General features: G+C 71.8%; 10 protein-coding genes and 2 pseudogenes. 8 read left to right on the top strand and 4 right to left on the bottom strand.

Annotated elements, in window-relative coordinates; genetic code table 11:
- Nucleotides 1–438, bottom strand: a pseudogene (locus ABD981_RS32880) (hypothetical protein); the annotation flags it as partial.
- 297 nt (nucleotides 439–735) lie between these two features.
- Between ABD981_RS32880 and hisG the strand changes: the two are divergent.
- The 4 genes and pseudogenes from hisG (at nucleotide 736) to ABD981_RS32900 (ending at nucleotide 4,748) form a co-directional block, all read left to right on the top strand.
- Nucleotides 736–1,583: pseudogene (gene hisG, locus ABD981_RS32885) on the top strand (ATP phosphoribosyltransferase).
- Nucleotides 1,584–1,642: 59 nt separating this feature from the next.
- Nucleotides 1,643–2,095, top strand: coding sequence for a PH domain-containing protein (locus tag ABD981_RS32890; RefSeq protein WP_046907433.1), 453 nt, complete (start codon nucleotides 1,643–1,645; stop codon nucleotides 2,093–2,095).
- A gap of 221 nt (nucleotides 2,096–2,316) precedes the next feature.
- Nucleotides 2,317–3,657, top strand: a complete 1,341-nt coding sequence (locus ABD981_RS32895; protein ID WP_046907432.1) for a hemolysin family protein — start codon at nucleotides 2,317–2,319, stop codon at nucleotides 3,655–3,657.
- Nucleotides 3,654–4,748 (top strand): hemolysin family protein, encoded by a 1,095-nt coding sequence (locus ABD981_RS32900; protein ID WP_046907431.1) that lies wholly within the window; start codon nucleotides 3,654–3,656, stop codon nucleotides 4,746–4,748. Before ABD981_RS32895 ends, ABD981_RS32900 begins: the two co-directional genes overlap by 4 nt.
- A gap of 35 nt (nucleotides 4,749–4,783) precedes the next feature.
- On the opposite strand, the gene ABD981_RS32905 is transcribed toward ABD981_RS32900, so the two are convergent.
- Together ABD981_RS32905 and ABD981_RS32910 are read right to left on the bottom strand one after the other, a co-directional pair.
- Complete coding sequence (locus tag ABD981_RS32905) at nucleotides 4,784–6,691, bottom strand: AAA family ATPase (RefSeq protein WP_046907430.1); 1,908 nt, start codon at nucleotides 6,689–6,691, stop codon at nucleotides 4,784–4,786.
- A 307-nt stretch (nucleotides 6,692–6,998) separates the two neighbouring features.
- Nucleotides 6,999–7,628, bottom strand: a complete 630-nt coding sequence (locus ABD981_RS32910; RefSeq protein ID WP_046907429.1) for a uridine kinase family protein — start codon at nucleotides 7,626–7,628, stop codon at nucleotides 6,999–7,001.
- Nucleotides 7,629–7,843: 215 nt separating this feature from the next.
- On the opposite strand from ABD981_RS32910, the gene ABD981_RS32915 reads away from it, so the two are divergent.
- The 3 genes from ABD981_RS32915 (at nucleotide 7,844) to ABD981_RS32925 (ending at nucleotide 19,100) form a co-directional block, all read left to right on the top strand.
- On the top strand, nucleotides 7,844–9,265 hold the full coding sequence (locus ABD981_RS32915) for a peptidase C39 family protein (protein ID WP_046907523.1): 1,422 nt from the start codon (nucleotides 7,844–7,846) through the stop codon (nucleotides 9,263–9,265).
- 221 nt (nucleotides 9,266–9,486) lie between these two features.
- On the top strand, nucleotides 9,487–18,279 hold the full coding sequence (locus ABD981_RS32920; protein WP_123954408.1) for a SpvB/TcaC N-terminal domain-containing protein: 8,793 nt from the start codon (nucleotides 9,487–9,489) through the stop codon (nucleotides 18,277–18,279).
- A 674-nt stretch (nucleotides 18,280–18,953) separates the two neighbouring features.
- On the top strand, nucleotides 18,954–19,100 hold the full coding sequence (locus ABD981_RS32925; protein WP_123954407.1) for an SCO1431 family membrane protein: 147 nt from the start codon (nucleotides 18,954–18,956) through the stop codon (nucleotides 19,098–19,100).
- On the opposite strand, the gene ABD981_RS32930 is transcribed toward ABD981_RS32925, so the two are convergent.
- Entirely contained in the window at nucleotides 19,078–19,407 is a 330-nt protein-coding gene (locus tag ABD981_RS32930) for a hypothetical protein (protein WP_123954406.1), read from the bottom strand. The two genes, ABD981_RS32925 and ABD981_RS32930, sit on opposite strands and share 23 nt — an antisense overlap.
- Nucleotides 19,408–19,603: 196 nt before the next feature.
- Here ABD981_RS32930 and ABD981_RS32935 point away from each other — a divergent pair, with 196 nt between their 5' ends.
- A complete protein-coding gene (locus ABD981_RS32935) occupies nucleotides 19,604–20,776 on the top strand; it encodes an acyl-CoA dehydrogenase family protein (RefSeq protein WP_046907426.1) in 1,173 nt (390 codons plus the stop codon).
- The last annotated feature ends 24 nt before the right edge of the window (nucleotides 20,777–20,800 follow it).

Below are 20,800 nucleotides of genomic sequence, written 5' to 3' on the forward strand. Positions count from 1 at the left end.
CCTCTTGCCGGCCTGCCGCGTTCCCTCGATGTCGTTCAGTGCCTCGTCGTCGTTGTCGTACTCGTTGTCCTTGAGGTACTGCAACGTGTCAGTGGCGTAGGCCGTGTCGATCGACGAGCCCACGGCTTCCATGACCAGGGGAACCGCGGTGACAGCGACAAGGCCTGCGGCCGGCCCGAGCACCACGGCAGATCCGACGCCCACAACGGCCGCCACACCCGAGCTGACCCCCGTCTTGCGCCACTCGGCCTGCTGCTCCAGTTCGAGATTGCGCTGGTCCTCGTCGTCCTTGAAGTCCTGAGCGATCTGGTTGATGCGCGATTCGTCGAGGATCCCGTGCATCTTGGTGGCATTGTGCGCGAACTCGAGCCCTTCGGCTCGGTCTCCGCTCATCGCCTTGAGCCCACTCGCTTCGAAGACCTGCTGCGCTGCGGACATGCTCCTGTAGGCGCCCTCGTCCCCGGCCACGGCCGTCATGAATCGCAGACTCTCGACCTGGCCGAAATCCGTGTGATCCTTTCCGTCACTGCTCAGCCGGAACAACTTGTCGCGATCCGTGTTCTCACCGCTGCCGCCGATCCGTAGGTGGAGTAGTTGAGGTCGTCGATATAGGCCGCGCCCATGTTGCCGAGGCTGTCGATCATCGATTCGTGACGCTTCCTCAGCTCCGAGTCCGTCCCGTAGGCTCGAGCACCGAAACACTCCCTTACACCTGAGGCAAAGGAAGCCCGTCCCATGCTGCGCATCGCCGTCCCCAACAAGGGTTCTCTCTCCGGACCTGCGATGGCAATGCTCCATGAGGCGGGCTACCGGCAGCGCAAGGAGTCCAAGGAACTCGTCGTCGTCGACCCGGACAACGAGGTGGAGTTCTTCTACCTCCGCCCGAAGGACATCGCGATCTACGTGGCGTCCGGCCGGCTCGACATCGGCATCACCGGCCGCGACCTGCTCCTGGACTCCGGCGCCAACGCCGAGAGATCCTGCCGCTGAACTTCGGCCGGTCCACCTTCCGTTACGCCACCCGCCCGGGCACCGCGAACGGCCCCGAGGACTTCCAGGGGATGACGATCGCCACCTCCTACGAGGGCATCGTCGCCAAGCACCTCGCCGAGCAGGGCGTCGACGCCTCCGTCGTGCACCTCGACGGCGCCGTCGAGACCGCGATCCAGCTGGGCGTCGCCCAGATCATCGCGGACGTCGTCGAGACCGGCACCAGCCTGCGCAACGCGGGCCTGGAGGTCATCGGCGAGCCGATCCTCACCTCCGAGGCCACCGTCATCCGCCGCACCGGCGCACCGACCGACGACCCGAAGGTCCAGCAGTTCCTGCGCCGCCTCCAGGGCGTCCTGGTCGCCCGCTCGTACGTGATGATGGACTACGACTGCCGCGCCGAGCACCTGGAGCAGGCCGTCGCCCTCACCCCCGGCCTGGAGTCGCCCACCGTCTCGCCGCTGCACAACGAGGGCTGGGTCGCGGTCCGCGCCATGGTCCCCGCCAAGGAGGCGCAGAAGGTCATGGACGACCTGTACGAGCTGGGCGCCCGTGCCATCCTCACCACGGCCATCCACGCCTGCCGCCTCTGACCCCGACCGCCGGCGGGCGTCCGACAGGGGTGCCCGCAGGAACCGCGCAAGGAACCCGCATGTCCGAGTCCACCGCATCCGCCCTCCCGGTCACCTTCCGGCCCGCCCGCACCCGGATCGTGCTGCTGACCGTCGGGGTGGCGATGTTCGTCGTCATCACCACCGTCGGGATGATGCTGGAGAAGCTCGGACCGGGGGAGCGGGCCAGCTTCGTCTTCACCGCCGCGCTCTTCCTGGGCGTCCTGGTGCTGCTGAGCCGCCCCAAGGTCGTCGCCGACGCGCAGGGCGTCACGGTCGTCAACATCACCCGGACGCGCCGACTCGCGTGGGCCGAGATCCTCAAGGTCAACCTGCGCCCCGGCGACCCCTGGGTCTTCCTCGACCTGAGCGACGGCACCAGCATGCCCGCCCTCGGCATCCAGCCCGGGATCGCCAAGGAGTCGGCGATCCGCGACGCCCGCGCGCTGCGCGCCCTCGCCGACAGCCACGGGAGCGGCAGCGAGACGTCCTGACACCCGGTCGCGTCCCCCATACGGGGCCGACCCCCTGCCCCCGGCGGCACGGGCGTGACTACTCTTGAGGCGGCGGTGCCGAGCGGCACCGCCGCCTCGCACGTGCAGGGCCGCCCGCCGGCGGCCCGCGGGGCAGCCCTTCGACCCGAGGAGTGACTCCCTCCGGCAATGGACGGATCGTCCGGTAGTACCTGCGCCGCCCCCTCACCCGAGGCGGCGGCATGATCGTCTCGCTCCTGCTGCTCGCCGCAGCCTTCCTGCTGATCCTCGCCAACGGCTTCTTCGTGGCGGCCGAGTTCGGCCTCGTCACCGTGGAACGTCCCGAGGCCGAACGGGCCGCGGCCGAAGGCGACCGGCGGGCCCGCACCGTCGTCAAGGCGCTGCGCGAGCTGTCCTTCCAGCTCTCCGGCACCCAGCTCGGCATCACCATCACCTCGCTCGTCACCGGCATGCTCGCCGAGCCCGCGCTCGCCCGGCTGCTCGACGGGCCGCTCAGCGCGACCGGGCTCCCCGCGGGGGCCGTCTCCGGCATCGCGGTGGTCGTCGGCATGCTGCTGGCCTCCGCCGTCCAGATGGTGGTCGGCGAGCTCGTCCCCAAGAACTGGGCGGTCTCCCGGCCGCTCCAGGTGGCCCGCTTCGTCGCCGGACCGCAGCACGTCTTCTCCTCGCTGTTCCGGCCGGTGATCGCCCTGCTCAACCGGGTCGCCAACCGGCTGGTCCGGCTGTTCGGCGTGGAACCCACCGACGAGCTCGACTCGGTCCGCACCCCCGGGGAGCTGGTCTCCCTCGCCCGGCACTCGGCCCTGGCCGGCGCCCTCGAACAGGACACCGCCGACCTCTTCGTGCGGACCCTGTCGCTCGGCGGGCTCACCGCCGAACAGGTGATGACCCCGCGGGTGAAGATGAGCGCCCTGCAGTCGGACGCCACCGCGGCCGACGTCCTCAACCTCACCCGGGCCACCGGCCTGTCCCGCTTCCCCGTCTACCGCGAGCGGATCGACGAGATCGTCGGCATGGTCCACCTCAAGGACGCCCTCGCCGTCGTCCCGCACGAGCGGCACCGGGTCCCCGTGGGCCGGATCGCCGTCCCGCCGCTGCTCGTCCCCGAGTCGCTGCCCGCCCAGGCGCTCCTGGAGCGGCTGCGCCGCGAGCAGCCGATCGCGGTCGTCGTCGACGAGTACGGCGGCACCGCCGGGGTGGTCACCCTGGAGGACATCGTCGAGGAGCTCGTCGGCGAGGTGCGCGACGAGCACGACACCGCCGCCGACGAACGGCCCGAACTGGCCGCCGTCCCCTCGGAGGACGGCCAGCCGGCCTGGGAGGCCGACGGCTCCTGCCGGGTGCACACCCTGCACCGGATAGGACTCGACGTGCCCGACGGGCCGTACGAGACGGTCGCCGGGCTCGTCGCCGATCTCCTCGGGCGGATCCCCGCCCCGGGCGACCGGGCCGAACTCCCCGGCTGGCGGCTCTCGGTGCGCCAGGTGGACCGCTACCGCGCCGAACGGGTGCGCATCACGCGCACCGCCCCGGTGCCCGTCGGCGCGGAGGCGTCCCGATGAGCCTGCTCCCGCTGCTGTTCGCCGTGCTCCTCGTCCTGGCCAACGGCTTCTTCGTCGGTGCCGAGTTCGCCCTCGTCTCCGTGCGCCGCAGCCAGATCGAGCCGCTCGGCGGCTCCCGAGCCCGCCAGGTCCTGTACGGCCTGGAGAACCTGCCGCAGATGATGGCCGCCGCCCAGTTCGGCATCACCGTCTGCTCGCTCACCCTGGGCGCGGTCGCCGAGCCGACCGTGGCCCGGCTGCTCGAACCGGTCTTCCACGCGGTGGGCGTGCCGGAGGGCCTGATCCACCCCCTCGGGTACGTGTTCGCGCTCGCCGCGGTGGTCTTCCTCCACCTCGTCATCGGCGAGATGGTCCCGAAGAACCTGGCGATGGCCGATCCCGAGCGGACCGCGCTGTGGCTGGGCCCCGGGCTGGTCGGCTTCGCCCGGCTCTGCCGCCCGGTGACCAGCGCCCTCGGCGCCTGCGCCCGGCTCGTCCTCAAGGCCTTCCACGTGGAGCCGAAGGACGAGGTGGAGGCGGTCTTCACCCGGGCGCAGCTCGGCCGGCTGGTCGAGGACGCCGGCCAGGCCGGGCTGCTCGACCCGGCCGAGCAGGAGCGCCTGGAGGACGCCCTGGAGCTGGGCACCCGCCCCGTCACCGACGTCCTGATCCCCTCGGCCTCGCTGGTGACGGTCTCCCCGTCGGTGACCCCGCGCGAGATCGAGGAGCTGACCGTCCGCACCGGCTACTCCCGCTTCCCGGTGTCCGGGGGCCGGGGCACCTTCATGGGCTTCGTGCACGTGAAGGACGTCCTGGACCTGGAGGACCGGGAACGCGCGGTGCCGCAGCAGGTCTGGCGGCCGATGGCCACGCTGCGGGCCGAGCTCCCGCTGGACGACGCGCTCACCGTGATGCGCCGGGCCGCCACGCACCTGGCGCAGGTGGCGGACGCCTCCGGCCGGGTGCTGGGGCTCGTCGCGCTGGAGGACGTCCTGGAGATGCTGGTGGGCGAGGTCCGGGACCCGGCCCACCGGGTGGCCCCGGCGCCCCGGCCGGAGCGCCGGCCCGAGGCGCTCGTGGGGGCGGTGCCCGGACGGACCGCCCGGGCCTGATCCGGAGGGCCGGGCCTGATCCCGGAGGGCCGGGCCTAGATCCCCGGAGGCTCCTGCGGGCCGCGGTCGACCGGACCGCGGCCCGACAGGACCTCGCCGTAGGCCTGCATCAGGTCCGGGAGGCGCAGGGTGGCCAGGTCCTCGCGGGTCGGCGTGGCCGGATAGCCGGAGAGCCGCAGGTCCCGGTAGGCGCAGGACTTCTCGTACAGGGTGCGCAGGAAGCGTCCGTTGCCGAGCTCGTCGATCCAGCCCTGGTCGACGACGTGCGCGCTGATCGAGCGGAGCTCGTCCAGGGCCTCGTCGTCCCAGCCGTCCCCGTTGGCGGCGGCCAGGACCTCGCCGATGGCGGTGAGCTCCAGCGGGCGGTACGAGGGGAAGTCCACCCGGGTGGTGAACCGCGAGGACAGCCCGGGGTTGGCGGCGAGCAGCCGGTCCATGCCCTCGGGGTAGCCGGCGAGGATCACCACGAGGTGGTCGCGGTTGTCCTCGGCGCGCTTGAGGAGCACCTGGAGGGCCTCGTCGCCGTAGGCGTCGCCCTTGCTGTAGCCGGAGTTGGAGAGCGAGTAGGCCTCGTCCACGAAGAGCACCCCGCCGACCGCCGAGTCGATCAGCTCGTTGGCCTTGACCGCGGTCTGCCCCAGGAACTCGCCGACCAGGTCGGCCCGTTGGGCCTCCACGAGGTGGTCGCCGCCGAGCAGCCCGAGTGCGTAGAAGACCCGGCCGAGGATGCGGGCGACGGTGGTCTTCCCGGTGCCGGAGGGGCCGGAGAAGACGAAGTGACGTTTCGGGGGCTGGACCGGCAGGCCCTGGCCGGCCCGCAGCCGGGCCATCTCCAGCTGTGCCGAGAGGGCCTTCACCTGGCGCTTGACGGGTTCCATCCCGACCATGCGCTCCAGCTCGGACAGGGCCTCGGCGAGCAGCGCCGGGTCGGTGGGGCTGGCCGGGAAGCGGGGCGGCACGGGCTGCGGCGGGACGGCCGCCTTCTGTCGGACGAAGTCCGGCGGCTCCGGGGGCGCGGGCGGCGCGGGCGGCGGCACGGCACCCGGTTTGAGCAGCAGACCGTCCCCGCCCAGGGTCTCCGGATCCGCCTGTACGGAGTCCACGGCGTCCATCGCGTCCTGGCCGAGTCCGCCCAGCGCGACCGGGGCGAGCCCGGCCGGGTCGTCCGGCCCGTCGAAGCCGTCGTACTCGGCGATGGCCGTGAGACGCGCGGCCGTGTCCATGAAGGCGGGGTCGATCCGGTGCACCGCGCGGTACAGCGGCAGCGCGGCGGCGGTCCGGCCGGTGCCCTCGTGGGCCCGGGCCAGCCAGTAGCGCAGCTCCTTGCGCTGCGGCTGCTCGCTGCGGCAGCGCATGAGGGCCGCCGACAGCAGCGGTTCGGCCTGCCCGTACATCTCCATCCGCACCCGGGCCATGCCTCCGAACAGCCCCGCCTCGATGCCGAGCAGCGGGTCGTCGACCAGCGGCTCGGTGTGCCGCACCAGCTGCTCCCAGTCCTTGACCAGGTACGAGCGGCAGGCGTGCAGGAAGCGGACCTGCGGGTCGGTGTCGACCGGCGGCAGCCCGGCGAGCGCCCGGTCGAGCTCGGGCACGTGCCGGCCGTCGAGCCAGTGCGAGGCGTGCGCGAGCAGCAGGTCCCGCGGGCTCTCCAGCACCGGCTGCACCCACCAGCCCAGCCAGTACCAGGAGTTGAGGGTCCTGCGGTGCCGCGTCCGCTGCTCGCCGAACCGCTCGCGGTTGCGGTACATCCGCAGCAGGGCGGTGGTGGTGTCGACCCGCAGCGCGTGCAGGCCGAGCCAGCCGTCGGCCATGCCGGGATCGATGCGCACCGCCGTACGGAACTCCTCCTCGGCCTGCGGATAGGCGCCCATCGTGTAGGCGTCGACGCCGCGCAGCCAGGCGAGCTCGGCGGGGGCGTGCGCGCCCTGTGTGCCGAAGTCCATCGGGTCCCCCACAACCGTCATCACGTGGACGGGAATTGACCGCACCGAGGGGCATCGTACCTGCGCAGGGGGTGCGTGATGGGGGAGAAGGAGCCGATCCACCGGGATCCGACGCGATCCGTCGGCAGCTCAGCGGTGGTGACCCAGGGTAAGGGGAAGGGCAGAACGAAGCCCCCGATCACGGGGGAACAACCGGGGGCTTCGCGTCTGCGGCGACTTCGGAAAGCCGCACATTCAGAACGTAAGACCTGTACGCCCCTTGGGTCAAGCGGAGTTGGGGCACTTGCGGAAGTGGACTTCCGCCCACTCAGTTCGCAGCCAAGGGGTCATCACGGTGGGTGATGATCTGGTTCGGACTCGCTGTCACAGAGGGCCCTGCGAGCCACTCGTAACCCTCCTCGCGCTCCCGCACCAGGGTGTCGGCGAAGGGCCGGGAGGGGTCCTCGGCGAAGTGGCGAGTCTCCGCCACGGTCCAGCCGTCCCAGAAGGCGGAGAGCCCCGGACCGTCGCGGTGCCGGCCGCGCACCCAGGAGTCCTCGGGGCCGCGCTCCATCCACAGCAGCCGCGCCAGGAACGGCCGCAGCGCCCGCCGCCCGGCCCCCACGCCCTCCACGAGCACCACCGGCTCCGGCGCCAGGGCGCGGGCCGGACCGAAGGCGCGCAGATGCCAGTCGTACGGGCGGTAGCGCGCCTCCTCTCCGCGGGCGAGCGGCTCGACCACCTCGGCGAGCATCCGGCCGGTCCACTCGAAGAGCTCCTCGTGGGTGGCGAGGTCGTCGAGGTGGAGCACGGGCGCGGAGCCCAGCGCCGCCGAGAGGCGGGCGGCCAGCGTGGACTTGCCGGAGCCGGCGTGCCCGTCCACCGCGACGAGCCGCACCGGTCCGCACGAGGGCGGCAGCCGGCGCAGCGCGGCGGCCGCGTGGTCGAGGTCGGTCATGGCCCCAGGGTAGGCGAGCCCGCAGGTCAGCGCGGCGAGGGGCGCCAGTGGTAGAGACCAATATTGCTCGGGCGGCACGCGTCGAATCGCTGGCCGAAGACGGACGCGAGCCGGGATAGTGGGCCCGCAGCCCCGTTCGTCCGCCTCGTTCTCGACTGGGGGACCCGCCCATGCCGTCCGTGCCACCGACTCCGTCCGTGCCGCCCCTGCCGCCCGTGCCCTCCGGATCCGCATCCGCCCCCACCCCGCGCAGGGCGGTCCTCGCCGCGGCCCTCGCGGCCGCCGCCGGCACGGCCGCGGCCGGTGCCGCGCCCGCCTCCGCGGCTCCCGCCACCGCCGCCCGGGCCGCCGGGCCCGCGTCGGGCGCCGACGACCGCGCCGACGCCCGGGGGCACGCCCCCGCGCCCGGACTCGTCGACAACCGCTTCTGGAACACGTACACCGACTGGCGCTGCGGCACCCTGGACGGCACCCGGGCCGTGTCCGGGCGCCGCCCCGGCCTGGTCATCGGTACCCCGGTGGGCCGCACCGACTACACCGACCCGCACACCGGCCGGACGAGCACCTGGGAACACGCGAGCTGGACCTCGCCCACCCACACCTCCACCGTGCCCGCCACCGAGGTCATCGCCTCCTGGAACGCCGACACCCCGGCCGGCACCTGGCTCCAGGTCGAGCTGCGCGGCACGTACGGCGACGGCACGGAGACGCCGTGGTTCGTGATGGGCCGCTGGGCGTCCGGGGACGCCGACGTCCGGCGCACCTCCGTCGACGGCCAGACCGACGGCAAGGCCTCCGTCTGGACCGACACCTTCTCCGTGGACGACCCGGCGAGCGGCCTCCGGCTCGTCTCGTACCGCCTGCGCCTCACCCTCTACCGGGCGCCCGGGACGAGCCTGACGCCCACGGTCCGGCGGCTCGGCGCGATGGCCTCGGACATCCCCGACCGCTTCACCGTGCCCGCCTCGGTGCCCGGCCTCGACCACGAGCTGACCGTCCCGCGCTACTCGCAGAACGTCCACGTCGGCCAGTACCCCGAGTACGACAACGGCGGCGAGGCCTGGTGCAGCCCCACCTCCTCGCAGATGATCGTCGAGTACTGGGGGCGCGGGCCCGCCCCCGAGGACCTCGCCTGGGTGAACCCGGACTACGCCGACCCCCAGGTCTGCCACGCCGCCCGCTTCACCTACGACTACCAGTACGAGGGCTGCGGCAACTGGCCCTTCAACGCCGCCTACGCCGCCGGCTACCGCGACATGAACGCGGTGGTGACCCGGCTGCGCTCGCTCACCGACCTGGAGACCCTGATCCGCGCGGGCATCCCGGCCATCACGTCCCAGTCCTTCCGCAAGGAGGAGCTCACCGGCGCCGGCTACGGCACCTCGGGCCACCTGATGACCGTGATCGGCTTCACCGCCGACGGCGACGTGATCGCCAACGACCCCGCGTCCCCGGACAACGAGGCCGTCCGGCGGGTCTACCCGCGGCGCGAGTGGGAGAACATCTGGCTGCGGACCAAGCGGTACGACGCGAACGGGAAGGTCAGAAGCGGTACCGGCGGGGTCTGCTACCTGTACTGGCCGGACCGGACGACGACGGCCCAGCGGCGCGCGCTGCGGGAGCTGGGACTGGTCTGAGAGGGCGAGGGGCCGCGGTCGTGCCGAGGCCCCGACGGCCCCGCTCCCGGCCCCTCCGCGCCCGCCGGAGGCCCGTTTCCGGATCGTGACCTCGCGGCCCGCTCTTGTCCAGAAAGCCTGTACGAACGAACCGGCTTGCGACTTACCGTTCGGTAGGAAGGGGGCGGGGGCCGTCGTACGACCCGTGCTCCGGGGACGTCCGGCGGTTCGGGGGGCTTTCGATGACTGTCCAGCGCGTGGTCCGCAGAAGGGCGGGGGTGACCGTCCTCCTGGCCGTGGTGCTCACCATGACCGGGCTGAGCTCGCCCGGACAACTGCGCGGCGCCGCGGCGTCGGTGCCGGACGCCGGGTCGGCGGTCACCGGGCCCGAGGGGCCTGAGGGCACATCGTTCAACCCGAACCAGATCAAGGACATCAAGGCGGCCGACCCCGGCTCCGGGGTGAACCTCATCGAGGCGCCGTCGGCCGCCCACAACGGCGACGCGCGGCTGTCGTACCCGCTGGAGGTGCCGAAGGGCCGCGCCGGCCTGGAGCCCAGTCTGGCCGTGACCTACAACTCCTCGGGGTCCGACGGGTGGCTCGGCGTCGGCTGGGACCTCGCCACCCCGGTGGTCTCCGTCGACACGCGGTGGGGCGTGCCGCGCTACGACGAGGGGCTGGAAACCGAGACCTACCTGCTCGACGGAGAGCAGCTGAACCCGGTGGCCCACCGGGGCGAGTTGAAGGCGCGCACGGCGGAGAAGGTGTTCCGCTCCCGGGTGGAGGGACGGTTCGAGCGGATCGTGCGCCACGGAGACAGCCCGTCGAACTACTGGTGGGAGGTCACCGACAAGCAGGGTGTCCGCACCGTCTTCGGCGGCACCGCCGACAGCACACTGGCCGACGGCAAGGGCCGCGTCGCCATCTGGGCGGCGCGGGAGAAACGCGACGGTCATGACAACGTCATGCGCTACCGCTACGCCAAGGTGGCCGACGGCGGCACCACGGGCGCCACGGTGGCCGGCAGTGAGCTGTACCCGCAGAAGATCACCTACACCGGCCGCGGCGACACCGACGGCAGGTACTCGGTGACGTTCGTCCGGGACCGCGAGCGCGGCGAGCCACGCAGGCCGGACGTGCGGATCGACGCCAAGTACGGGTTCAAGAAGGTCACCGCCGACCTGCTGCGGCGCGTCGAGGTCAAGCTGGACGAGCAGCTGATCCGCGCCTACGAGCTGAACTACCGGACCGGGGCGTTCGCCAAGACGCTGCTCCAGTCGGTGTCGCAGTTCGGCGAGGACAACCGGCTGTTCAACACGCACACGTTCGACTACTTCGACGACGTGCGCGACGCGTCGGGAAATTACAACGCCTTCGCCACCGCCGCGGGTTGGTCGGTGCCGGACGACGACCTCGGGGTGAACATCCGCGAGGGCGAGGCCAGCGCGATCTCGGCGAACACCTCGGCCGGTTTCGGCGCCCACCTGTTCGCCGGCTACAACATCCAGGGGCTCACGACCAAGGAGGGCTCCGTCGGGCTGAAGGTCGGGTTCAACGCCGGCCAGTCCGACGGCCTGTCGGCGCTGGCCGACGTGAACGGCGACAACCTGCCGGACAAGGTGTTCCGGAAGAACAACGAGGTCTTCTACCGGCCCAACCTCGCCAAGCCGGGCGGTGAGCCGAAGTTCGGCGACACGCCCGTCAAGCTCACCGGCCTGCCTGGGATCTCGACCGAGCGCACGCTGTCCGGCACCATCGGCGTCGAGTCGTACGTCCTCACCACCTCGGCCCAGCTGGACTTCGTGGGCACGACGACCACCTCGGACCGGTTCTTCAGCGACGTCAACGGCGACGGCATCACCGACCTGGTGAACAACGGCGGCGTGCTGTTCGGTTACCTGGACGAGAAGGGGCAGCCCGCCTACAGCGCGGACTCCACCCGCACCCCGGTCCCGGTCGGGGGTGGCGCGGTGACCGGTCAGATCGTGGGCGACCAGACCGCGCAGTTCAACCAGCAGGTGGACAACTCGCCGCTCCTCGACACCGTGCGCCGCTGGGTCGCGCCGTACGACGGCAACGTCCGCGTGGACGGCCGCGTACAGCTGACCCAGGACCCCTCGCCCGCGCGGGCGGCCTACACCAAGGCCGACGGCGTGCGGGTCACCGTCCAGCACAAGGACACCGAACTCTGGGCCCAGCGGATCGGCCCCGACGACCACACCGAGTTCACCCCGGGCAACGTGGCCTCGGTCCCGGTGAAGAAGGGTGACGCGCTCTACTTCCGCACCCAGTCCATCCTGGACGGCAAGTACGACACCGTGGCCTGGGACCCGCAGGTCACCTACACCGACCTGCCGGCCGGCACGGACGCGAACGGGCTGGCGAGCACCGTCTTCCGCGCGTCCGCCGACTTCACCTACGGCGGCAGGCCCTCCCTGGTGACCGTACCGGTGACCGGCACGCTGCGGCTTACCGGTGACGTGGTCAAGTCCAAGGCAACCTCGGACGACGTGACCGTCGTGATCGAGAAGGGCAACGGCGTCCACACCCCCACGGAGGTGTACCGCAAGGTCCTGCCCGCCGCGTCGACCGGCACCACGGCGATAGACCTCAGCATCCCGGTCAGCACGTTCGAGAAGATGTCGTGGAAGCTGAAGACCGACTCCCCGATCGACACCTCCGCGGTGAGCTGGGCCCCTAAGGCGCACTACACGGCCGCGCAGGGGGTCGAGTCGGTCGTCGACGCCGCCGGTCGGCCCACGCTGGTGATCGAGCCGCCGTATGACCTGAGCATGTTCCCCGCGGACACCCTCACCGCGCCGCAGCAGTCCTACAAGGCCACCAAGACGGGCCAGTTGAAGGTGCGGCCGAAGATCTCCCTCAACTTCGGGCTCAACGGTGACGCCAAGATCGCGTTCACCGTGAAGAAGCGCGGCGGGCAGCTGCTCGGCAAGCGGATTTTCCAGGCCAAGGACACCTACTTCGGCAGCACGAACCTCGACCTGACGGTACCGGTCACCGCCGGGGACGAGCTCTACATCGACTACTCCACGACGGACACCGGACTGCTCGGCACGCTCGTCGACCAGTCCGCTTCGGTCACCTACGACGTGACCTCGGGCTGGCCGACGTTCACCCCGGCGCCCAGCGCCATGCACGGCTCCGTCGGGCAGGGCGCCTTCGCCCAGCCCTACCGCGGCTGGGGCGTGATCGGCTACCAGGGCAACCGGGAGCGTGCCACCCAGCCGCTCAAGCAGGCCGAACTCACGCTGGACCAGAGCTTCAAGGACGCACTGCCCAAGGAGCCCAAGGAAGCGGACGTCGCCCCCTTCGCCGCGAACCCCCGGCTCACCATGCCGCGGCTCGCGGTGTTCGCCCCCGTTCCCGCCAAGGGCGGCTGGGCCGCCCAGGACCAGTCCTCCTGGATCACCGCCGCGATGGCGACCAGCTCCCGCCTCGGCGCGGACACCATCGACATCGTCACCGACGCCGACGTGGCAGGCGACCGCACGGTGATGCGCCGCGGAGTCACCGGCCAGGTGTCGGCCACCCTCGCGGCGGGCCCGTTCGGCGGCACCGTGGTCGGCGGCATCACGGCCGGCTCGGTCGACTACCTCGACCTCAACGGCGACGGCTACCCCGACGTCGTGGGCGCCAAGGAGATCCAGTACTCCGACATGAACGGCGCGCTCGGCGCCACGCGCGGCACCCTCGGCGGCAACGTCCGCGAGGCGGACAACGTCTCCGGCAACGTGTCGCTCTCCGCGGGCAGCGAGACCGCCACCGTCGCCAGCGCCCTCGGCATGGCCGCGCCCGACGCGGGCACCAGCGCCAACACCGCCACCACCGGCTCGGTCCAGCCGTCGCTCGGGATCGGCGGCAGCCTCGGCGGCGGCGAGTCCGACGTCCGCGTCGAGCTGATGGACATCAACGGGGACGGGCTGCCGGACAAGGTGTTCGCCAACGGCGACGTCCAGCTGAACCTCGGCTACTCCTTCGCCGCCCGCGAACCCTGGCCGGCCGGACCGATCAACGACGCGTCCACCCGCAACGCCGGCGTCAACCTCGGCTTCAACGTCGACCGCTACGGCTTCGCGGGCGGCGTCTCCGCCGAACTGGGAACCTCGTACACCAACGCGAGCATGATGGACGTCAACGGCGACGGCCTCACCGACCGCGTGTTCACCGACGGGGCCAACCCGATCAAGGTCGCGATCAACACCGGCACCGGCTTCACGGCGCCCACCCCGTTCCGCGGCGGCTTCCCCGAGATCGCCGTCGACAAGAACGCCAGTCTCAGCGGCGGGGTCTACTTCACCGTCGGCCTGCCCACCCCCGTCGGCGTCTTCGTCTTCAACCCCGGCGCCAACGTGTCCACCGGCATCAGCCGGGCCGAGACCGGGCTGCGCGACGTCAACGGCGACGGCCTCGCCGACCACGTCAGGTCGACCCGCGACGACGAGCTCCTCGTCGCCGCCAACAAGACCGGGCGCACCAACCTCCTCCGCACGGTGTCCCGCCCGATGGGTGCGCGGATCGACCTGGACTACACCCGCACAGGCAACACAGCCGAGATGCAGGAGAGCCGGTGGGTCCTGTCCCGCACCGCGGTGTTCGACGGGCTCGCGGGTGACGGCGCCGACACGCGCCTGACCACCTTCCGCTACGAGCAGGGCCGTTACGACCGGCTGGAGCGCGAGTTCCTCGGCTTCGGCCGCGTGGTGACCGAGGACCGCGACCCCGGGGCGGGCGACGCCGTCCGCCGCACGGTGACCGAGGAGTACCGCACCGACGGATACGCGGGCCGCGGCCTGCTCACCCGCTCGCTGACCGAGGACGGCGCCGGCCACCCGTACCGCGAGACCCTGAACACGTACCGGCTGCTCGACACCGACACGGACGGGGAGGCCGACCCGAAGAGCCGGACCGCCACCGTCTTCCCGCAGCTCGTCCGTATCGAGGAGAGACACTTCGAAGGTGGGGCCGGCGGGGGGAAGTCCACCTTCACCGAGCTCTCCTACGACGCCTACGGCAACGTCGTCCGCACCTTCGACGCGGGCGACGAGGGCACTGCGGACGACGTGGAGACCGTCTACGCCTACACCGGCTCGGACCCGCGGTGCCGTGACCGGCACCTCGTCGGCATCGCCGACGCGATCCGGCAGAAGGCCGCGGCCGGCGGCGCGCTGCTGCGCCACCGCGAGTCCACCGTGGACTGCGCGACCGGTGCCGTGCGCCAGTCGCGCGAGTACCTCGACGACGACACGGCGGCCGTCTCCGACCTCGCGTACCACCCGGACGGGAACCTGAAGTCGGTGACCGGCCCGGCCAACGCCCGCGGGCAGCGCTACACGCTGGAGTACGGCTACGACACGACCGTCGGCGTCCACATCGAGTCCGTCGAGGACAGCTTCGGCTACCGCTCTACCACGGCGTACAACCTCAAGTACGGCCTGCCGGAGCGGAACACCGACCAGAACGGGCAGCCGCTCCGGATGGCCTACGACAGCGTGGGTCGGCTCGAGCGGGTGACAGGGCCCTACGAGAAGGACGGCGACCGGGCCACGATTACCTTCGGCTACCACCCCGAGGCGACCGTCCCGTACGCCACGACCCAGCACCTCGACCGCGCCGCCTCGGGAGTGCGCGACGACACCATCGACACCGTCACCTTCAGCGACGGCCTCAAGCGCGTCCTGCAGACCAAGAAGGACGCCTCGGTGTCCGCCTCGCCGGGGGCCGCCCCCGCGCAGGTCATGACGGTCTCGGGCCGGCTCAGGTTCGACCACCTGGGCCGTGCCGTGGAGAAGTACTACCCGGTGACCGAGCCGAAGGGGGCAGCGAACACCGCGTTCAACGCCTCCTTCGATTCCGTGGCGCCCACCAAGGACACCTTCGACGTCCTGGACCGGTCGGTCAGGACCGTGCAACCGGACGGCGTCGCCACCAGCACCCGCTACGGCTTCGGCGGGGATCGGGCGGGCACGCCCCGCTTCGAGCGCACGGTGACCGACGGCAACGGCAAGGAGCGCCGCACCTACACCGACGTCCGGGGTGCGGTCACCGCGGTGAAGGAATTCAGCGGCTCCTCGGAGATCTGGACCAGCTACGCGTACGACCCCACGGGCCAGGTCACGACGATCACCGACGACAAGAACAACGTCACCCGCGCCGGCTACGACGGGCTGGGGCGCCGCGTCTCCTTCGAGAGCCCGGACGCCGGGCGCTCCGAGACCCGCTACGACCTCGCCGGGAACGTCACGTCGAAGACCACCGCGAACCTGCGGGCCGTGGGCGGGGCCGTCGAGTACGACTACGAGTACTCGCGGCTCAAGGCCGTCCGCTACCCGACGTTCCCGGCGAACGACGTCTCCTACGTGTACGGGGCCCCCGGCGCTCCGCACAACGCTGCCTCGCGCATCACCGAGGTCCACGACGCGGCGGGAACGGTGAAGCGCGCCTACGGGGCGCTGGGCGAGGTGGTCGAGGAGACCCGCACGATCACCGCGGTCCGCGACGCCCCCCGCACCTACACCACGGCGTGGCGCTACGACGCCTTCAACCGCGTGCTGGAGATGACCTATCCCGACGGCGAGGTCCTCACCTACGACTACGACTCGGGCGGCCAGGTCGCCCGGGCCACCGGGTCCAAGAACGGCACCGGCTATACCTACCTGGACCGGCTCGACTACGACAAGTTCGGCCAGAAGATCCTCCAGCAGACCGGCAACGGGGTGCGCACCACCTACACCTACGACGCGGAGGACCGCCGGCTCGCGGCGCTGAGGTCCGTGGCGCCGGGCGGGACCGCTTTCCAGAACCTGGGCTACACGTACGACAGGATCGGCAACGTCACCTCGCTGGTGAACGACGCGCCGCGGGGCGGGGACATCGGCGGCCCGAGCACCCAGACCTACGGGTACGACGACCAGTACCGGCTCACCTCCGCGTCCGGCCGGTACACGGACAAGAACGACGCGGTCAACACGTACACCCTGAGCCTGGCCTACGACTCGCTCCACAACACCACGAGCAAGACGCAGACCCACGAGGTCACCGGCGGCACCCCGGCCTTCCCGGCCGGAGGCGGTGGGGCCGGGCCGATCGAACCCGTCGAGGACCCGTCCAACACGGGCGACGTCCAGGACCGGACCACCTACGCCTACGCGTACACCTACGACGGCGCCCGACCGCATGCCCCGAGCAAGGTCGGTCCGGTCACCCATGCCTACGACGCCAACGGCAACCTGACCGGCACGGTCAACACGGCCGGCGCCGGCAAGCGTCGGCAGTACGTGTGGGACGAGGAGAACCGCCTGGTCTGCACCCAGGACACGGCGACCGGCACCCTCGCGCAGGACCCGAGCGGCTGCGCCGGCGCCACCGTCTCCTACGTCTACGACGACAAGGGCGACCGCCTCGTCAAGCGGAGCGAGGAGGGGCTCTCCCTCTACCCGAACCGCTACTACAGCGAGCGCGACACCACCGGCTACAAGCACGTCTTCGTCGGCGACGGACGCGTAGCCACCAAGGCCGTCGAGACCACCGGCCCCGAGGAGGCCCAGCAGTTCTTCCACGCCGACCACATCGGCTCCTCCGGCTACGTAACCGACCAGCGGGGCGTGGTCACCGAGCACCTGGAGTACTTCCCGTACGGGGAGACCTGGGTGGAGGAGCGGACCGGACAGGCGGACACGCCCTACCAGTTCACCGGCAAGGAGCTCGACGCCGAGACCGGGCTGTACTACTACGGAGCCCGCTACTACAACCCGCGGACCCAGCTGTGGGCGAGCACCGACCCGGCGCTGCCCGACTACCTCGACGGCGACATGGCGGGCGGCATCGCCGAGCCGCGCAACCTCGCCGCCTACACGTACGCCCACGGCAACCCGGTCAAGCTGGCCGACCCGACCGGCAAGTGGCCGAAGATGCCGTCCTGGAAGACGATCGGCCACACGACGCTCGACGTCGTCGGCATGGTGCCGGTCGTCGGCGAGGCGGCGGACCTGGCGAACGCCGGCTGGTACGCCGTCGAGGGCGACTACGTCAACGCGGGCCTCTCGGCGGCCTCAGCGATCCCCGGCGCGGGATACGCGGCGAACGCGGCCAAGTACAGCAACAAGGCGATCGACATGGCCCAGGCGGCCAAGACCGCCAACAACGCGGCCGACGCGTCGAAGACGGCCAAGGCGGCCGACACCCCGCCCGTGCCGAAGGCGGCGGACAGCCCTCCCGCCCCGAAACCGGCCGACAGCGGGGCGGGGGGCTGCGGCACCGGCAACAGCTTCACCCCGGACACCGAGGTCGTGATGGCCGACGGCACCCGGAAACCGATAGCCCAGGTGCGCGTCGGCGACGAGGTCACCGCGACCGACCCGGTGACCGGGGAGAGCGGACCGCGCACGGTCACGGCGCTCATTACCGGTGAGGGCGAGAAGCACCTGGTGGAGATCACCGTCACCCACCCCGACGGCGCCCCGGGCAAGGTCGTCGCGACGGCCGGCCACCCCTTCTGGGCGCCCGAACTGGGCAAGTGGGTCTACGCCAAGGAGATCCTCCCCGGGACCCTGCTGCGGACCGGCAACGGCTCCTCCACCCAGGTGACCGCCGTCCGCGCGTGGACCCAGCAGAAGCGGGTCCACAACCTCACGGTGGAGGATCTGCATACGTACTATGTGCGGGCGGGCGAGGCTTCGGTACTCGTTCACAATGCAACGCCTGGTCAGAAGTGCGATCTGACGCTCGGGGCCGGTCCGCACGCCCGAGAGGGTGTAGCCCTGGAGAACGGTGACATCGAGGCGCCTGGCGTGCGAGAAATGATCAACGAATCAGGGAACGCGCACGGCTGCCACACGTGCGGCACCAAAGTGCCTGGTACCAAGGCTGGTGATTGGATTCCCGATCACCAGCCACCGACCAGTCTCATCGATCTCGGAACTCCTCAGACGGCTTATCCGCACTGCCTGGAATGTGCCAGGATTCAGGGCGGGGTCGTTTCGCAACTGTCACAAGGAAAGAGCAACAAGGGATGGTAGCCGATAACCCCGTCGTCTCATTCCTGGCGAAGATCGAGCACGGATGCCTGATCTTGCGGGATGCGGGAAGTGACGACGACGTCAGCGACTGGGATCCGACGTCGAGCCACTGGTACAGCGCAGGCAGTTCGCTCATCTTCGGGGTGCAAGCCGCTGTCGACGGTCCTGTCGCGTGCGAGGTGTGGAAGTCGACTCCGCCTGTCTCGCTGCCTGTGAATCTCTTCGAGACCTCGCTCCTGTGCCCGTCGGGGTGGCTCGTCCTGCAAGACCCGAACGACCATGCTCGCCTGCGGTTCACGGGATTCCGTGGCTCTGTGGTCTGTTCGGTTGTCGTGGACGATCCGCAATTTCCTTCGAGGGTCCAGATCTTGCTGAGGAAAGAAGAGTAGTCGCCTGATTTCCGGCGAGTCGATGGGGCGGGCGCGGGCAGGTGCACCCGCCCTCGGCGGCTGCTGTCGTCGGCCGCGCACCCGCCGGACCCCTGCCGTCCCGCGACCGGCGACGTGGTCTCCGGCACATGCGCGGCCCGCCGGGCCGCCTAGCCGAACGCCCGGATGCCGTGCCCCGCAAGGCCCTCGGCGTCCTCGGCGGCGGGCGCTCCGGACCGGGTGGCCGCCGGGCACGGTGACGTACGTCTCTACCCCCGGCCGCCGCCCGCTGGCAAGGTGGTCCGCATGAGCGCGACCTCCCACGCCGCCGCCCGCCTCCGCGCGCGCACCGGCGGACCCAAGGAAGACGGCCCCGAGATCCTGGAGCACCTGCTCGGCTGGACCCTGGTGGTCGTCCTCGCCCTGTTCGTCACCCAGGCCGGCCTGATGTGAACCGGCCCAGGCCGATCGCGACCGCCAGGGCCCCCAGGACCACGCCCGCCGGATAGCCGCCCAGCCAGGTCGCCGCGACCGACAGCGCCGCCAGTACGGCGGTGTGCCGGGCCGTCCTGGCCGGGGTGGGCGGCCACCGCCACAGCAGCACCCCGGCCGCGAGCAGTGTGAGGCCGGCGCCCGCGCCCGTGAGCCCGGTGAGGCCCAGGGCCGCCAGGGCGGCCGGCGGCCCGGGCTGGACGAGCAGCAGGACGCCGCCGCAGACGACGAGCGGCAGCACGAGCCGGAGCGGTGCGGTGGTGCGCATCGCCGCCCTCCCTCCCGTACGCGGGTGAGCTGCGGAGCGTAGGCAGGGACGGTACGGGAGTCAACGCCCGCGACCGCGTGAACCGGGCCCGCTCCGCGGGCATACTCCTCCCGCCGCGCCCGCTCCCCGCGCGCCCCGCCCCGCGCGGGGGCAGCATCGGCAGTGACGAACGCCCGAGAGGGAGGAGCGCGCCGCCATGCCCGACCACGCCCCGCAGTCCGTGGAACGCCGGCTGCCCACCGAGGAGGCCCGGGAGCTGATCGCCCTGGTCCGGGAGATCGCCGAGCGGGAGATCACGCCCCGTGCCGCCGAGGAGGAGGCGGCGGGCCGCTTCCCGCGCGAGCTCTTCTCGCTGCTCTCCGCCTCCGGCCTGCTCGGCCTCCCGTACGACTCCGCGTACGGCGGCGGGGACCAGCCGTACACCGTCTACCTCCAGGTCCTGGAGGAGCTCGCCGCCGCCCGGCTCACCGTGGCCCTCGGGGTCAGCGTGCACAGCCTGTCCTGCCACGCCCTCGCGGCCTTCGGCACCGAGGAGCAGCGCGCCGCCCGGCTGCCCGCGATGCTCGGCGGGGGACTGCTCGGTGCCTACTGCCTCTCCGAGCCGGCCTCCGGCTCGGACGCGGCCGCCCTGCGCACCCGGGCGGTCAGGGACGGGGAGGAGTGGGTGATCGACGGCACCAAGGCGTGGATCACCCACGGCGGGATCGCCGACTTCTACACGGTCCTCGCCCGCACCGGCGGGGAGGGGCCGAAGGGCATCACCGCGTTCCTGGTGCCGGGGGACGCCGCGGGGCTGAGCGCCGCCGCGCCGGAGCGGAAGATGGGGATGAAGGGCTCGCCCACCGCGCAGGTGCACCTCGACGGCGTCCGCGTCCCCGACGCAGGCCGGATCGGCGCCGAGGGGGAGGGCTTCACGATCGCGCTGGCCGCGCTGGACTCCGGGCGCCTCGGCATCGCGGCCTGCGCGGTGGGCCTGGCCCAGGCGGCGCTGGACGCGGCCGTCGCGTACGCGCGCGAGCGACGCCAGTTCGGGCACCCGATCGCCGACTTCCAGGGGCTGCGTTTCCTGCTCGCGGACATGGCGACCCGGATCGAGGCGGGCCGCGCCCTCTATCTGGAGGCGGCGCGGCTGCGCGACGAGGGCCGGCCCTTCTCGCAGCGGGCGGCGATGGCGAAGCTGTTCTGCTCGGACGCGGCGATGCGGGTCACGACGGACGCGGTGCAGGTGCTCGGCGGCTACGGCTACACCGCGGACTTCCCCGTCGAGCGGTTCATGCGCGAGGCGAAGGTGCTCCAGATCGTCGAGGGCACCAACCAGATCCAGCGCCTGGTCATCGCGCGTCACCTTGCCGGACCAGAGTCCCGCTGACGCGCACCGTGCGGTCCGCCCAGA

It is taken from the genome of Streptomyces showdoensis (genome assembly GCF_039535475.1).
GTDB classification, from domain to species: domain Bacteria; phylum Actinomycetota; class Actinomycetes; order Streptomycetales; family Streptomycetaceae; genus Streptomyces; species Streptomyces showdoensis.

Coding starts and splice junctions, on each gene's coding strand:
- ABD981_RS32890 (WP_046907433.1), top strand. CDS start 1,643: ATGTCCGAGTCCACCGCATCCGCCCTCCCGGTCACCTTCCGGCCCGCC.
- ABD981_RS32895 (WP_046907432.1), top strand. CDS start 2,317: ATGATCGTCTCGCTCCTGCTGCTCGCCGCAGCCTTCCTGCTGATCCTC.
- ABD981_RS32900 (WP_046907431.1), top strand. CDS start 3,654: ATGAGCCTGCTCCCGCTGCTGTTCGCCGTGCTCCTCGTCCTGGCCAAC.
- ABD981_RS32905 (WP_046907430.1), bottom strand. CDS start 6,691: ATGGACTTCGGCACACAGGGCGCGCACGCCCCCGCCGAGCTCGCCTGG.
- ABD981_RS32910 (WP_046907429.1), bottom strand. CDS start 7,628: ATGACCGACCTCGACCACGCGGCCGCCGCGCTGCGCCGGCTGCCGCCC.
- ABD981_RS32920 (WP_123954408.1), top strand. CDS start 9,487: ATGACTGTCCAGCGCGTGGTCCGCAGAAGGGCGGGGGTGACCGTCCTC.
- ABD981_RS32925 (WP_123954407.1), top strand. CDS start 18,954: ATGAGCGCGACCTCCCACGCCGCCGCCCGCCTCCGCGCGCGCACCGGC.
- ABD981_RS32930 (WP_123954406.1), bottom strand. CDS start 19,407: ATGCGCACCACCGCACCGCTCCGGCTCGTGCTGCCGCTCGTCGTCTGC.
- ABD981_RS32935 (WP_046907426.1), top strand. CDS start 19,604: ATGCCCGACCACGCCCCGCAGTCCGTGGAACGCCGGCTGCCCACCGAG.